This window comes from Pseudomonas sp. Irchel s3f7 (assembly GCF_900187615.1).
GTDB lineage: Bacteria > Pseudomonadota > Gammaproteobacteria > Pseudomonadales > Pseudomonadaceae > Aquipseudomonas.
Window position 1 is genome coordinate 1 of record NZ_FYDO01000028.1, and the last position, 15,439, is coordinate 15,439.

9 protein-coding genes are annotated in these 15,439 nt (G+C 59.5%); 8 read left to right on the forward strand and 1 reads right to left on the reverse strand.

The features are described from left to right. Nucleotides 1-208 precede the first annotated feature (208 nt). Nucleotides 209-5,095 carry an NAD-glutamate dehydrogenase gene (locus tag CKW19_RS22180; protein ID WP_095059871.1) on the reverse strand — a complete coding sequence of 1,629 codons (4,887 nt, stop codon included), beginning with the start codon at nucleotides 5,093-5,095 and terminating at the stop codon, nucleotides 209-211. A 503-nt stretch (nucleotides 5,096-5,598) separates the two neighbouring features. On the opposite strand from CKW19_RS22180, the gene CKW19_RS22185 reads away from it, so the two are divergent. From CKW19_RS22185 to CKW19_RS22220, 8 genes are all read left to right on the forward strand, one after another. Then, the gene (locus CKW19_RS22185) at nucleotides 5,599-5,955 is read left to right on the forward strand and encodes a hypothetical protein (RefSeq protein ID WP_095059872.1); all 357 of its coding nucleotides are present in this window, start codon (nucleotides 5,599-5,601) and stop codon (nucleotides 5,953-5,955) included. A gap of 736 nt (nucleotides 5,956-6,691) precedes the next feature. Next, nucleotides 6,692-8,413 carry an ATP-binding cassette domain-containing protein gene (locus CKW19_RS22190; RefSeq protein ID WP_095059936.1) on the forward strand — a complete coding sequence of 574 codons (1,722 nt, stop codon included), beginning with the start codon at nucleotides 6,692-6,694 and terminating at the stop codon, nucleotides 8,411-8,413. A 154-nt stretch (nucleotides 8,414-8,567) separates the two neighbouring features. Next, a complete protein-coding gene (locus CKW19_RS22195) occupies nucleotides 8,568-9,527 on the forward strand; it encodes a MoxR family ATPase (protein ID WP_053158878.1) in 960 nt (319 codons plus the stop codon). Nucleotides 9,528-9,532: 5 nt separating this feature from the next. Beyond that, on the forward strand, nucleotides 9,533-10,477 hold the full coding sequence (locus tag CKW19_RS22200; protein ID WP_095059873.1) for a DUF58 domain-containing protein: 945 nt from the start codon (nucleotides 9,533-9,535) through the stop codon (nucleotides 10,475-10,477). Next, entirely contained in the window at nucleotides 10,474-10,968 is a 495-nt protein-coding gene (locus CKW19_RS22205; protein ID WP_095059874.1) for a DUF4381 domain-containing protein, read from the forward strand. The genes CKW19_RS22200 and CKW19_RS22205 overlap by 4 nt, the downstream gene beginning before the upstream one ends. After that, entirely contained in the window at nucleotides 10,961-12,043 is a 1,083-nt protein-coding gene (locus CKW19_RS22210) for a VWA domain-containing protein (RefSeq protein WP_095059875.1), read from the forward strand. Before CKW19_RS22205 ends, CKW19_RS22210 begins: the two co-directional genes overlap by 8 nt. Then, entirely contained in the window at nucleotides 12,040-13,779 is a 1,740-nt protein-coding gene (locus tag CKW19_RS22215; protein ID WP_095059876.1) for a VWA domain-containing protein, read from the forward strand. Before CKW19_RS22210 ends, CKW19_RS22215 begins: the two co-directional genes overlap by 4 nt. After that, nucleotides 13,776-15,416, forward strand: a complete 1,641-nt coding sequence (locus CKW19_RS22220; RefSeq protein ID WP_095059877.1) for a BatD family protein — start codon at nucleotides 13,776-13,778, stop codon at nucleotides 15,414-15,416. Before CKW19_RS22215 ends, CKW19_RS22220 begins: the two co-directional genes overlap by 4 nt. Nucleotides 15,417-15,439: the final 23 nt, after the last annotated feature.

Below are 15,439 nucleotides of genomic sequence, written 5' to 3' on the forward strand. Positions count from 1 at the left end.
GTTGGCCAGAAGCCAAAGATGGCTTCCTCGAATAGGCCTTATACATAGATGCAACCGGGTAGCAGTGTTTAAAAAGCAGGTAGACAGTGGGGGCGAGTCCATACATAGGAGCGAGCCTGCTCGCGATGAGGCCCGATCAAACACCACAAAACCTGCAGGCAAAAAAAACCCGCATCTCTCGATGCGGGTTTTTTCATTCAGCGCCTGATCAGGCCGCCGGTTCCAGCTCAGCAGCGACAGCGGCAGGTACAACCGCCTGCCCGCTCAACGCCAGGTCCAGCAGTTCGCGGTTGGCGACCGCGTACATGGCGTAATCGGTGCCGCTGGCGGCACGGATTTCCACCAGCATGGTGCGCCAGCGCTCGATCATGCTCGCGTGCTGCTCCATCCACAGCGCCAGGCGTGCTTCCACGTCCTGGGTGCCGTCGCCCTGTTGCAGGACCGAGATGGTGATCGCACGTTGCTGCCAGTCGACGTCATCACGGAACGCTTCACGGGCCAGGGCCTGCCAGTTGTTTTCAACCGGCAGAGCGCTGATCTGTTGCAGGTACCAAGTGATGTCCAGCGCGCTGCCCACGGCGAAGTAAGCCTTCGCTACGTCGGCGGCGTTCTGGCCGGTCACGTCGGAAGCCTCGATGATTGGCAGCAAGGTGTACAGGTGAGTCGTACCTGCAACCATGCGCGCCAGCAACTCAGGCACGCCAGCCGCGACGTAAGCCTGGTAACGGGTCTGCCAGCCTTCGCGGGTCGGGCCTTCCAGCAGTTCGTCGAGCTTGAGGCCCAGCGCTGCCAGATGCGGACCGAAGTGCGCGACGTCACGGGCAGCGTTCTGCTCGTTGCGACGGGTGCGCAGGAACCAGCGCGTGGCGCGACGGCCCAGACGCATCAGCTCGTCCATCAGCTCCAGTTGCACGTCGGCGGAGACCTGGTAGTCCAGGGCTTCGATCTGACGGAACCAGTGCGGGAGATGGAAAATGTCACGCACGATTACATAAGCGCCAGCCACGTTCGCCGGGCTCATGCCGGTCGACTCTTTGAGTCGCTGAACGAAGGTGATGCCCATGTGGTTGACCAGGTCGTTGGCGATCTGGGTGCTGACGATTTCGCGCTTCAGACGGTGACGGCGCATGGCCGCGGAGAACTTGCTCACCAGCGTCGGCGGGAAAGCGGTTTCCATGTCGCGGGTCAGGTAGTCGTCGTCCGGCACCAGGGAGCCCAGCAACTGCTCCTTGAGGTCGATCTTGCTGTAGGAGATCAACACCGACAACTCGGCACGGGTCAGGCCATGGCCTTCAGCGATGCGTTCGTTGATGGCCTCTTCAGCCGGCAGGAACTCGATGGCGCGATCCAGCTTGCCGCGGCCTTCCAGATCGTTCATCAGACGCTTGTATTCGGCAATCCGCGGCAATGCGCGGCGGGCTGCCAACGACAGGGCCTGAGTCTGCTTGTAGTTGTTGCCCAGCACCAGACCACCGACTTCGTCGGTCATGCTCGCCAGCAACTCATTACGTTGCTTGTCGGTCATGTCGCCAGCCTGAACCACTTCGTTCAGCAGGATCTTGATGTTCACTTCGTGGTCGGAGCAGTCCACGCCACCGGCGTTGTCGATGAAGTCGGTGTTGGAACCGCCGCCATTGAGACCGAATTCCACACGACCCAGTTGGGTCATGCCGAGGTTACCGCCCTCGCCCACGACTTTGCAGCGCAGTTCGTTGCCGTTCACGCGCAGTGCATCGTTGGCCTTGTCGCCGACATCGGCGTGGCTTTCGGTGCTGGCCTTGACGTAAGTACCGATACCGCCGTTCCACAACAGATCCACGGGTGCCTTGAGCAAGGCATTGAGCAGTTCGGTCGGGGTCAGTTTGTCGGCCTTGATGTCGAAGCGCTCTTGCATCTGCGGGGAAATCGCAATGCTCTTCGCGCTACGGGAGAAGATGCCGCCACCTTCGGACATGAGGCTGGTGTCGTAATCCGACCACGACGAACGTGGCAGGTCGAACAGGCGCTGACGTTCGGCGAAACTCGACGCCGGCTCAGGGTTCGGATCGATGAAGATGTGCAGGTGGTTGAACGCTGCGACCAGTTTCAGCTTGTCGGACATCAACAGGCCGTTACCGAACACGTCACCGGCCATGTCGCCGACGCCGACGACAGTGATGCTGTCTTCCTGGACGTTGATGCCGCGCTCGCGGAAGTGGCGCTGAACGCCAACCCACGCGCCTTTGGCGGTGATGCCCATTTTCTTGTGGTCGTAACCGGCCGAACCACCGGACGCAAACGCGTCGCCCAGCCAGAAGCCGTAGTCGATGGCGATGCCGTTGGCGATGTCGGAGAAGGTTGCAGTGCCTTTGTCCGCGGCCACTACCAGGTACGGGTCATCGTCGTCATGACGCACGACGTTGGCCGGCGGAACCAGTGCGCCGTCCTTCAGGTTGTCGGTGATGTCCAACAGACCGGAAATGAAGATGCGGTAGCAGGCAATGCCCTCGGCCGCGATCTCGTCACGGCTGCCGCCCAGTGGCAGGCGACGCGGCAGGAAGCCGCCCTTCGCACCCACCGGCACGATGACCGAGTTCTTCACTTGCTGGGCTTTTACCAGGCCCAGGACTTCGGTACGGAAGTCCTCTTCACGGTCGGACCAGCGCAGACCACCCCGAGCGACGTTGCCGAAGCGCAGGTGCACGCCTTCGACGCGCGGCGAGTAAACGAAGATTTCGAACTTCGGAACCGGCTTCGGCAACTCAGGAATCAAGTGCGGGTTGAACTTGAAGCTGAAGTACGACTTGTTATGGCCGTTGGCATCGGTCTGGTAGAAGTTGGTACGCAGGGTCGCTTTGATCAGATCAAGGTAGCGACGCAGGATACGGTCTTCGTTCAACACCTGGACGTCGTCCAGCGCGGCCAGAATGGCGTGTTCCAGACGTTGTTCGAGGTCGTCGCTGCTCAGCTTGCGCGCCAGGTAGAAACGGGTCTTGAACAACCGGGTCAGCTCGCGAGCGATGTCGGTGTGGTTGTTCAGGGTGCTGGCGATGTAACCCAGGTCGAAGCCCAGACGAATCTGCTTCATGTAGCGGGCGTAAGCACGCAGCAGTGCAACGTCACGCCATGGCAGGCCGGCGGTCAACACCAGGCGGTTGAACGCATCGTTTTCGGCATCGCCGCGCACGATGTGGACGAAGGCGTCCTGCAGCGTGTCATTGAGTTGCTGGATGTCGAGTTCCAGGCCTTCGGCAGCAGTGAACGCGAAATCGTGAATCCAGAACTCGCGGCCACTGTTGTGGCGCAGGCGATACGGGAATTCACCCAACACGCGCAGACCGAGGTTTTCCAGGATCGGCAGTACGTCAGACAGCGCCAGCGGGGTGTCGGCGTGATACAGCTTGCAATGCAGCATGCGCTGACCGGACACCTGGCCCAGCGGCTGATAGAAGCTCATCACCAACGGATTTTTTTCGTTGAGGCTCAGCAGATGCTGCATGTCGACCACAGCCGAATGCGCTGCGAAACGCTCGCGATAACCGGCCGGGAAGCCTTTCGGGAAGTCGGCCAGCACGTTGGTGCCGTGGGCTTCGCCGAAACTTTCGACGGTCAGTGCGGCGTAGTCGTCCTGCCAGCTGCGGCAGGCCTGAACCACTTCTTTTTCCAGCAGCAGCGGGTCGATATCCAGGCGGTTTTTCGGATCAACACGCAGGATCAACTGCACGCGGGCCAGCACGGACTCGGAGAAGAAGGTCCAGAACTCGCAGTCCGAAGCTTTCAGGCGATCCATCAGCACTTGCTGGATCTTCTGGCGCACTTCGGTGGAATAGATGTCACGCGGCACGTAGGCCAGGCAGTAGCAGAAACGGCCGTACGGGTCTTTGCGCAGGAACACGCGGATCTTGTTGCGTTCCTGGATCTGCACGATCGACATCACGGTGCTGAACAGCTCGTCGACCGGGGTCTGGAACAGGTCATCGCGCGGCAGCACTTCGAGCACCTGCGCCAATTCCTTGCCCAGGTGAGCCTTGGACTGGAAGCCCGAACGGTGTTCGATTTCCTCGACCTTGCGGCGGATGAACGGGATGACCCGCACGCTCTCGCCATACACCGACGAGGTGTACAGGCCCATGAAACGACATTCCTTGATGACCTTGCCATCGGCGTCGATTTCACGGATCGACACGTAATCGGGGTAAGCCGGACGGTGTACACGGCTTGGGTGTGCGGCCTTGGCGAACGACAGCAGGGTCGGTTCGCGCAGGTAGTTCACGGCGTAGTCTTCGATGCGCAGGTCATCGTAGGTCAGGCCGGCGCGCAGCAGTTTGGTCAGGCCGAGGAAGGAGTCCTTGTCGTAGACGATGTGGCCGCCATCGGCCTCGTCGTTGACCACAAATTCTTCGTAGCCGAGGAAGGTGAAGTGGTTGCCCACCAGCCATTCCAGGAAACTCTTGATTTCGTTCTTTTCGTCGGCATCGACGGCGAACTGGCTGTTGTCCAGTTTGGTCAGGATGTCCTGAACCTTGGCCTTCATCGGCTCAAAATCGCCCACTGCAACGCGGACTTCGCCGAGCACTTGCTCCAGCTCTTTGGTCAGCACATTGAGTTCGGCGGTATTGGCGCAACGGTCGATTTCCAGGTACATCAACGACTCTTGCAGGATGTCGTCGCCCTGGGTGCCTTTCGGCAGGATTTCCAGCAACTCGCCCTTGCTGCCACGACGCACGCTGAGCACGGTCGTTTGCAGGGTGTGGATGCTGTAACCGCGGCGGTTCAGCTCGGTGCGCACCGAGTCCACCAAAAATGGCAGGTCGTGGTGCAGCACTTCGACCGCAGTGTGGGTCGACTGCCAGCCGTGGCGTTCGTAATCGGGGTTGTAGACGCGCACTTGGGGTTGCGCGTGATCGAAGCGCTCAAGCAGGCGCCACGCAGAAAGAGTACAGCCAGCGAGGTCGGACAACCGACGTTGAGTCAACTCGTCCAGGGAAATGATGCCGAAGAATTGTTCAGCGAACAGCGCCACTTGTGGCAGTGCCTGTTCACTGATGTGCTGCGCCAGTGCCGCTTGCAGTTGGTGCTGGAAGTCGGCTTTGCTGGCTGCGGTGAAGAACGCCATCTGTGGTACTCCGCTTGGGCTTGTTATTGATGGAAGCGTCGCGTGCAAAACCCCTGTTCGGGGCTACCCGTCACCCCGCTCCTGATTCTCGGGCAGAGGAAACAGGGTGACAGGTGGGTGAAGCTGGACGGGACACTCGGGTCACATTCACCTTCCGTGAATGGGCATCTGCAAAAACGACTGGGCTGCGAACAGCGCAATGCCTTTACGGGTGCTCATCCGTTGCGCAGCTTAACCAGAGCGGCAAGGCCCGTGCTTGCGGTGCTGCGACATATTCGGTCAACGGTACGCAGCTCAAGGCGTACGCTTGGAACAACACTAGCATTCGCACAGGAAAATGACGGTTTTCTGTGCGGTTTTACGGGACGTACGTACTAGAAATGACCGGTAACACACTGACTGTCCGTTAGCGGGACATTGACGCTCAACGAGCAGAAATGTGTGCGGGCTGGCAGAATTGCCCTTTGTTGCGTTTACCACGCTCGTCGAGCCAGGAATTTCCCATGAAAATGAAAACCGCCCTCTTGATCGTCAACCCTTGCGACGACGAAGAAGACAACATGGCCATGGTCTGCTGCCACAGCGCCCAGGGCGAGATGTTCCTGATGAGCCGCTACCCGGATGAAGACGAGCTGGAGATCACCCTCGATGGCGAGCCTTCGACCCTCGATGGCGTCAAAGTGACCCTTAGCCCTACGCTGCTGAAGATCGAAATCGCGGCGGCGGATGCCGATGCGCTGAATGGGGATGATGTGCTGGAGATCACCTTTGATGCTGACATGGTGGATCTGGCTGAAGTGGAAGAAACCTTGCAGAACATTCTGAAAGGGACTGGAACGTATATCAGCCAGCTGGCCTGACAGACCGCTTTCGCTGGCAAGCCAGCTCCTACAGTCGATTTGCATCGCATTAGACCCGTAGGAACAGGCTTGCCAACAAAGGTGCCAGCGAGATCCCTTCATCACTCCCCCTAAAAAGTCGGATGTCCGTAAGTACGGACTACATTCCGCTTCCTTCCCAGTACAAAACTAAACACGCCATCCCATTGAATCAAAAACAAAAAAAACGATACAACAACACAATCAGAAAATTGACGACTTTCATCCTACATCCCGCCAAGAGCGGGCCTACATCGGCTTAGGAAGTGATGAACTGTCCGCACCACAAACTCACTGCTATTAATTAATCACTTCCGAAAAAAAGCCGTAACAGAACAATTTCAAGTCGACGCACTTTATGACGACACACAAGAAGCCAAAGACAGAAAAACACTAAACTTTCTAGCGAATTCAAAAATATTACGATGCCTTATCGACCTGAACCCCGTAAAAAACCTGAGACTTCCACTGCTGGACCTCCCTCTCAGAGCTTACGTAGCAAGTGTTCCTTCGCAACTAGACGCGCTGAGACAAAATCTATTGGCGACCAACAGGACCATTTACCACAGAGTCGTCACTCAATACGCTGATGACGGCATTGTCTGCCAGGCTTATATTCCTGGCCTTGAACGCTTCAACATCATAAGAAATGGGAGCCTGGTCGCCCCACAACGAATCCTACGCCAACCTCGAAACCCACTTGTTTTTCAGGCAACCCATGCAGACAATTATTAGAACAACCTGCAAAAAATACACTGCATTGCTGATCTCAACATGCACCACTATATTCGCACTAAAAATAATGTCGCTAGCCCCACCATTACTATTGGGTAAAATTGTCGACACCCTGAACAGCAGCAATCCGTCCACACTCAACACACTCTTATTGTTAACAGCAGGCTTCACACTGGCCGGATGTATTCAGGCAATCATTCACCCACTGCAAATTTTCTTCCTGTCCAAGTTGGTACAGCAGGCCGTAATGAATGCATCCATCGAGTGGATTGCCCAACTTATGCGCAAAGAATTCCTTCAATTCAGTTCTTGGCGTATTGGTTACTTTATAAAGTCAGTTGAGCGTGGGATAACGGCAAATGAGCAACTGCTGACATTTTTTGTGACCGTTGGCCTTCCTCTGTGCGTGGAGTTTCTGATTGTCGCCAGTGCTTTTGTCTACATGGGTGGCACCGGAATTTTTCTGGCAATGACCTCTCTTGGCATTGTCTATCTCTTCGTGGCTCACCAGATCATCAGGTGGCGCCGAAAGCACATCGATGCAGTCAATGAACAAGAGGATGAGCTGAGCGGCGTCTTGTTCAACACCATCAACATTGGCAAGTCTATAAAACTGGAACGCGCAGAGCACACCGCAACAAAGCCTCTGAACCGGGCCTTCGTCCAATACGCCGAAGCCGCGGTTATCGCGGCAAGCTCTGGCGGTTTCCTGAACGGAGCGAAAGTCCTGTTTGTAAGTCTCTCTACGGGAGGGCTCCTCAGTTGGGGGGTTCTCGGTCAGCTTTCAAGCGAACCTGGTATCAGCGTTGGGCAACTGGTTGCCATTTTTTCCATTGCTGGAAGCTTTTTGCTGAACATCACTGCGTTGACGGAGGGTTATCGGGTACTTGATCAGTTTCTGGCGGATCAACGACGCATGCAGCAGCTTTTGGCACTGCCAAACTTTGACGATAGTAATCGCCAGACCGACATCCAATCCCGACGCGTCTCGAAGCTGGTCCTTGAGCCTTGTGTGGTGGGCGACGCCGACACAACCCGACTCTCAATTGAGAGCAGCGTTACTTTCTCTCAAGGCCAGTCAGTAGCCATTACCGGGCCCAGCGGTGCGGGTAAATCCACATTGCTTGAGACGCTGGCCGGGTTAAATGCTTCAGTGAGGAATCACTTGAGCATTGATGACATACCGATCTCCCGCTTAAGCGCCGAGGCCCATTTGAACTCGCTGAGGTATTGCCCTCAATTACCGCAGTTTCTGGAGGGTCAATTCGATATCTCCGTATTGTTCGGAATGCCTCCCTCCCCCCATCTGAGCGATGCAATACAACGGCTTGACCTTGAAGATATCGTTTCCCATCGCAACATCAGCGAAAACGCATCCAACATATCGGGTGGAGAGGGCAAACGATTGTCATTGCTGCGCGTGATCAACAGGCCAGGGCGGTTCAATTTGTTCGATGAACCCAGTGCATCGATCGAGCCGAAGCTCGCTACGCCAGTGTGGGATTTGTTGTTTGAAACATTTGCCGCGCATGGACTGATTTGTGTAACCCATGATGTCCGGCATCTGCATCGCTTTGATCGAGTCATCGTCATGCAGGAGGGCGCCATTGTTGACGACGGTCCGTGGTGTGAATTGGTCAAACGCAAAGCCGTAAAACTGCTGCTGAGCGACCTTCAAACAGAGGAGCATTACCTGCATGGCTGATCCCTTTTCCCTGCGAAGGGCGCGAACAGGTTCAAATCCCTGCAAATTGCACAAAATGCCGTTAGTCGCCGCCCCCCGCGATGGATTAAAGTAACGCCCCCAGCCTTGGCGTATTTCGAACGCCTCGGCCACCCTTTTCCAGGAACAGTCATCGATGGAACATCGTGAGGCGCTGCTAGCGCTGCGAACCTTTCTTTCAACGCAGATTCTCGGCCAGGAAAAACTCATCGAGCGCTTGCTCATCGCCCTGCTTGCCGACGGCCACATGCTGGTCGAGGGTGCCCCTGGCCTGGCCAAGACCAAGGCCATCAAAGAACTCGCTGAAGGCATCGAAGCCCAGTTCCATCGCATCCAGTTCACTCCGGACCTGTTGCCGGCCGACATCACCGGCACGGAAATCTATCGTCCGGAAACCGGCAGCTTCGTGTTCCAGCAAGGCCCGATTTTCCACAACCTGGTGTTGGCGGACGAAATCAACCGTGCTCCGGCCAAGGTTCAGTCGGCATTGCTCGAAGCCATGGCCGAGCGTCAGGTCAGTGTCGGGCGCAGCACGTATGAGTTGTCACCGCTGTTTCTGGTGATGGCCACGCAGAACCCGATCGAGCAGGAAGGCACCTATCCGCTGCCCGAAGCCCAACTCGACCGTTTCCTGATGCACGTCAAAATCGGTTTCCCCGATGCCACCGTCGAACGCCGCATCCTGCAGCAGGCCCGGGGCGAAGCCCTGAACGGCGAAACCAAACCCGAGCGCCGGGTCAGTCAGCAGGCAATCTTCGCCGCACGCAAGGAAATCCTCGGTTTGTACATGGCCGACGCCGTGGAGGAATACCTGGTGCAACTGGTCATGGCCACGCGCACCCCGGCCAAGTTCGACCCGGAAATGGCCGAGTGGATCGCCTACGGCGCCAGCCCTCGCGGCTCCATTGCCCTGGACCGCTGCGCCCGCGCCCATGCCTGGCTGGCCGGTCGTGACTTCGTCAGCCCCGAAGACATTCAGGCCGTGCTGTTCGACGTACTGCGCCACCGCATCATTCTTTCCTTTGAAGCCGAAGCCGCCGGCATCGATCAGGACCGGGTGGTCCAGCGGATTCTCGACGTCGTAGCCGTCGCTTGACCCCGATGAATGCGATCCTGCCGCCCGAACCGGGCATCCGCGTCAGCCTCGCCGAGCTGATCGAGATGCGCCATCGCGTGCGTGAAGTGCAGTTGTTCTCCACACCGAGCCAGCGCAGCCCGCTGATTGGCCTGCACCACTCCAAGTTGCGCGGACGCGGTGTGGACTTCGATCAGGTGCGGGTCTATCAGGCCGGCGACGATGTGCGCACCATCGACTGGCGCGTGACTGCCCGGACGCAGGAGCCACATACCAAGCTGTTCCATGAGGAGCGCGAGCGGCCGATTTTCATCATGGTCGAACAAAGCCGCCGACTGTTTTTCGGCTCGGGGCTGATGTTCAAATCCGTGCTCGCCGCTCAAGCTGCGAGCCTGATCGGCTGGGCCGCGCTGGGTCATAACGACCGGGTCGGCGGGCTGGTGTTCGGCGACAACGAGCACTACGAGATCAAGCCCCGACGCAGCAAACAAAGCCTGCTGCAACTGCTCAACCGGCTCGTGCGGGTCAACCAGTCACTGCACACCGAAAGTGAGCCGGACCGCGATGCCTTTGGCATTGCCCTGCGCCGCGCCCGAGAGGTTTCGCGCCCGGGCAGTCTGGTGATCGTGATCTGCGACGAACGTGCCCTTTCAGACAGTGCCGAACAACAATTGAGCCTGTTGTCGCGACATTGCGACCTGTTGCTGCTGCCACTGTCCGATCCGCTGGATCATGCCCTCCCCGCCGCCGGACTTTTGCGCTTCGCCGAGCGCGGCGCGCAACTGGAACTCGACACCCTCAATTTCGAACTGCGCCAGACGTATCGCGCCCAGGCCGAAGTGCGGATCGCCCGCTGGGAACTGCTGGCGCAGAAATTGCGCGTATTGATGATGCCTTTGAGCACCCAAAGCGAGATGGTCGAGCAACTGCGCGAGTACCTGAACCCACAGAATGCGGGGAAAGGACGATGAGCGGACTCGATCAACTGCAACCGCTGATTCTCCCGCCTCCGATCGGTTTCTGGCCGCCGGCGCCGGGCTGGTGGTTGCTGTTGTTATTGCTGCCACTGATAGGTTTCGGTGTGTGGAAGCTGCCGAGTTTCTTTCCGAAAAAGCAGCCTGTGGTACGCGCCGAACAATCGCTCGACCCAGTGCGTCTCGCCGCGCTGGCGGAACTGGCGCTGATGCCAAAACCCTACGATGGCGCGCCCGCCGGTGCGTGGTTGCAGCAACTGAACGGCTTGCTCAAGCGTTTGTGCCGCAACCATTACCCCTACAGCCAGAGCCACACGCTCAACGGACGTAAATGGCTGGCATTCCTCGATAACCGCTGCCCCGCGGCGGGACTGACGCGCTGGATGGTGCTGGTGGAAGGCGCCTACAAACCCGAATGCAAACTCGACGACAAGGCCATCGCTGGCCTGACCCAAGCCGTCGACACATGGATTCGCAAGCATGTTTGAATTCGCCTGGCCGTGGATGTTCGCCCTGTTGCCGTTGCCTTGGCTGATGCGCCTGGTGTTGCCGGTGGCCGACAGCGGCGAACCCGCACTCAAGGTCAGTTTCCTCAGCGACCTCGAAGGCCTCGCCGGGCGCCGTGCCCGGGCCAATCTGCCAGCGTGGCGGCAACAGGCACCGTTCATGCTGATCTGGTTGTTTCTGTTGGTGGCCGCGGCGCGCCCGCAATGGCTCGGCGAGCCACTACCCATTGCCGCCAGTGGCCGTGATTTGCTGGTGGCTGTGGACGTCTCCGGCTCGATGGACTTCCCGGACATGAAGTGGCAGGACGAAGAGGTCAGCCGGCTTGAGCTGGTTCAGCACTTGCTCGGCGACTTCCTTGAAAACCGTGAGGGCGATCGCGTCGGTCTGATCCTGTTCGGCAGTCAGGCTTACGTGCAGGCACCGCTGACGTTCGATCGACGCACTGTTCGCGTGTGGCTCGATGAAGCGCGCATCGGCATCGCTGGCAAAAATACCGCCATCGGCGACGCCATCGGTCTAGCCCTTAAACGCCTGCGCCAACGCCCGGCGCGAAGCCGTGTGCTGATTCTCGTCACTGACGGCGCCAACAATGGCGGCGAAATCGACCCGCTCACCGCTGCGCGACTGGCCGCCAAAGAAGGTGTAAAAATCTACCCGATCGGCATCGGCGCCGATCCGGAACAAAGCGGTACCGTCGGTTTTCTCGGCGTCAATCCGAGCCTGGACCTGGACGAACCGGCCCTTCAGGCCATCGCTGCGGCCACCGGCGGCCAGTATTTCCGTGCCCACGATGCCAAGGAGTTGCAGGCGATCAAGGACACCCTCGACCAGCTGGAACCGGTGACTCAGCAACCGACCCAGGCCCGCCCGGCCCAAGCGTTGTATCACTGGCCGCTGGCCCTGGCGCTGTGGTTGAGCCTGTTGCTGGTGGGCCGCACGCTCTGGCCGGACAATCCGCTGCAACGCCTGATGACCAAACAAATGTTCGCTCAAACGCAACTGTTGCCTGACTGGCGCGAACGACTCAAACGCCTGCGTCTTCGGAGGCGAAGATGAGTGCGTTGTGGCCGTTCTGGTTCCGACCCTGGTGGTTGCTGTTGTTGCCGCTGCTTGGCTGGCTGCTGTGGCAACTCTGGCACCGCAAGAAGCGCGCCGGGCGCTGGCAAATGATTCTGCCGCCTGCCTTTCATGCCGCGCTGCTCAGTGGCGGCGACGGCCGCGACAGCAAGTTGCCATGGATCGCCCTGGGTCTGGCGTGGATGTTGACCGTACTCGCCCTGTTGGGGCCGGGCTGGACTCGCGTCGAACAGACCAGCCAGAAACCCGCCGACCCACTGGTGGTAATTCTTGAACTGACGCCGGAAATGCTCGCCACCGACGTGACGCCGAATCGACTGGAACAGGCCCGACGCAAACTGCTCGACCTGTTGCAGGCCCGCAGCGACGCCCAGACCGCGATCGTCGTCTACGCCGGCAGTGCGCACACGCTGGTGCCGCTGTCGGATGACCTGTCCACCAGCCGCAACCTGCTCGATGCGCTCAAGCCATCACTGATGCCCGAGGCCGGCCATCGCGCCGACCTGGCCGTGGACAAGGCCCTGAACCTGCTGCAACAGGGCGCCCTCGGTGACGGTCGGATCCTGTTGATTGGCTCGTCACTGACGGAACAGGAGCGCCAGGGCATTCGCCGGGCAATGCGCGGTCAATCGACAGAGTTTTTGATGCTTGGCATCGGCACCGCCGAAGGGTCGCCGATCACTCAGGAGGACGGCAGCTTCCTCAAGGACGAACAGGGCGCGATCCTGGTGTCACGTCTGGACGAGCCGGGCTTGAAGTCCTTTGTCAACGACCTGGATGGACGCTATCGCCACGCGCGCCTGAGTGATAGCGACTTGCGCGCCCTCGGCCTGCTCGACGGTCCGCGCACCCTGCGAAACGATGGCCAGACGTTGCGCCTCGACACTTGGGCGGATCAGGGTTACTGGCTGCTGCTTCCGCTGTTGCTGCTCGCGGCATGCGCGGGTCGCCGTGGCTGGCTGTTCTGCCTGCCGCTGCTGTTCGCGTTGCCGCAACCCGTCTATGCATTCGATTTCGAAGACCTGTGGCTGCGCCCCGATCAGCAAGGCCTGCATTTGCTCAAGAAAAAACAGCCGGCTGAAGCTGCGCAGCATTTCGAAGACCATCAATGGCAAGGCGTGGCACTCTATGAAGCCGGTGATTACGCCGCAGCCGCCGAACGCTTCGCCGAAGGCGATGACGCCCACGCCCACTACAATCGGGGTAACGCCCTCGCAAGAAGCGGTGAGCTGGAGGCTGCGCTCGACGCTTATGAACAGGCACTGGAACGGCAACCGGATTTGCGCCCGGCCCTGACCAACAAGGCGTTGGTAGAAAGTCTGCTCAAGCTGAAAATCGATCCGACGGCCCCTGAACCGGAGAAAACCCCGAGCACCCAGCCCGATATCGATCCGCCCCCTGCACCACCAAGCGCCGCCATCGAGCCATCGAACAGCGACGAAGCCAGTGCCGAGGGCAAACCAGCCGAGCCGGGCGACGAGCCACCGCCCACCGCACCGCCAAAACCCGGTTCCAATGAAGTCCCGGGCAGCGAACTGGGTGATGAGCAACACACCACGCCGCCCTTGCGTCCCGTCACCGACAGCCTTGAAGGTGAGCAGCGCCAGGCACTGGAGCAATGGCTACGGCAGATCCCGGATGACCCCGGTGAATTGCTCAGGCGCAAATTCTGGTACGAACAGCAACAACATCAGGATCAGGAAAATACTCGATGACCCGCTTCACCGCTTTATTGCTCGCCCTGCTGATTTGGGCAGTACAGGCCCAGGCTGGGGAGCTGGTTGCCAGTGTGGATCGCAGTCGCCTGAGTTCAGGCGAAACAGTCGAACTGACCCTGGAATCCACCGATGTCACACAGTTCGGCAAACCTGACCTGATACCACTGGAACCGCTGTTCGACGTGCGCGGCACTCGCCAGGTCAACCAGTTGAATACCCTCAATGGTGACAATCGGGCCACCACGCGATGGATCATCACCCTGCTGCCCCGCCAAAATGGCAGCGTGGTCATTCCCTCACTGCAACTGGGCGACCTCCAGAGCCAGCCGATCACCCTGCAAGTGATCGAGAGCGAAACACCCGATAACCCGAACAAACGCGCGCCGGTGTTCATTGACGCCAGCCTCGATCAAAGCAGCGTCTACGTGCAGGCTCAGGCCATATTGACCCTGCGCGTCTACCATTCGGTGTCTCTGTACGACGACAGTAGCCTGCCGCCTCTGCAAATTCCCGACGCGCGCATCGAATCACTGGGTGACCCGCGCACCTACGAAAAAGACATCGACGGCCTGCGCCACGGGGTGATCGAAAAGCGCTATGCAATCTACCCGCAACACAGCGGTGAGCTGATTATTCCGGCCCAGAACTTCAGTGCCGCGCTCGTTGCCGCACAGGCGCAACACGACTCTGGCGCTCAGGATCCGAGGTCCGGCAAACTGATGCGCGTCAGTTCCACTGAGTTGCTGCTGACCGTCAAGGCCAAACCCGCGACCTATCCGGCCGACGCCCCTTGGCTGCCTGCGCGCAGCCTGTCCCTGAGCGAAAGCTGGAATCCGGAACCGGATCGCGCACAGGTCGGCGACTCGCTGACCCGCAGCCTGATCGTGAAAGCCGATGGATTGGCCAGCACGCAATTGCCGCCCTTGCCCGGCACAGAGGTCGCCGGGCTGCGCCGCTACCCCGATCAGCCGGTGCTCGGCAACCAGAACACCGAACGGGGTCTGGTCGGCAGTCGGGAAGACCGTGAAGCCCTGGTGCCGACCCGTACCGGCGCCGTTGACCTGCCCGGCGTCGACGTGGTGTGGTGGAACACCTTTGAAGATCATCTGGAACACAGCAGCCTGCCCGCCCGCACGCTGCTTGTGGCGGTCAATCCGAGCCTTGTAGTCGATACACCGGCCAGCACCTCACCCGTCGAATCCAGTGCCGACAGCGGAACACTCTGGCGCTGGAAACTCAGTACGCTGATCCTCGCCTGCACCACCCTGCTCGGCTTCGGTCTCTGGTGGCGCGGTCGCTGGAAACCGGCGCTCCTGCGCACGGCCCAAACCGGCCCGAGCCCGCGCACCGTGCTCGACGACCTCAAGCGCGCCTGCCAGGCCAACGACTCCCACGCCACCCGCCAGGCCCTCGATGCCTGGGCCCGGCAACAACCGGAAACCCTGGCCGACATGGCCGCACGATTCGTCCCCCTGTCCGACGCCCTCGACGGCCTGAACGGCGCGCTCTACAGCGAAACCGGCCAGCACTGGCAAGGCGAAGAGCTGTGGCGTGCGATCAAGGCGATTCCGATTGCCGAGCGGGTTCAGGATCCGGTGGGTGACAGTGGGTTGCCGCCGCTTTATCCGAAATAGCCCCCATCCTGATGGCAATGAAT

What these genes read in the sequence shown, in the direction of transcription:
- CKW19_RS22210 (WP_095059875.1), top strand. Translation starts at nt 10,961, where the DNA reads ATGTTTGAATTCGCCTGGCCGTGGATGTTCGCCCTGTTGCCGTTGCCT.
- CKW19_RS22195 (WP_053158878.1), top strand. Translation starts at nt 8,568, where the DNA reads ATGGAACATCGTGAGGCGCTGCTAGCGCTGCGAACCTTTCTTTCAACG.
- CKW19_RS22200 (WP_095059873.1), top strand. Translation starts at nt 9,533, where the DNA reads ATGAATGCGATCCTGCCGCCCGAACCGGGCATCCGCGTCAGCCTCGCC.
- CKW19_RS22180 (WP_095059871.1), bottom strand. Translation starts at nt 5,095, where the DNA reads ATGGCGTTCTTCACCGCAGCCAGCAAAGCCGACTTCCAGCACCAACTG.
- CKW19_RS22190 (WP_095059936.1), top strand. Translation starts at nt 6,692, where the DNA reads ATGCAGACAATTATTAGAACAACCTGCAAAAAATACACTGCATTGCTG.
- CKW19_RS22185 (WP_095059872.1), top strand. Translation starts at nt 5,599, where the DNA reads ATGAAAATGAAAACCGCCCTCTTGATCGTCAACCCTTGCGACGACGAA.
- CKW19_RS22215 (WP_095059876.1), top strand. Translation starts at nt 12,040, where the DNA reads ATGAGTGCGTTGTGGCCGTTCTGGTTCCGACCCTGGTGGTTGCTGTTG.
- CKW19_RS22205 (WP_095059874.1), top strand. Translation starts at nt 10,474, where the DNA reads ATGAGCGGACTCGATCAACTGCAACCGCTGATTCTCCCGCCTCCGATC.
- CKW19_RS22220 (WP_095059877.1), top strand. Translation starts at nt 13,776, where the DNA reads ATGACCCGCTTCACCGCTTTATTGCTCGCCCTGCTGATTTGGGCAGTA.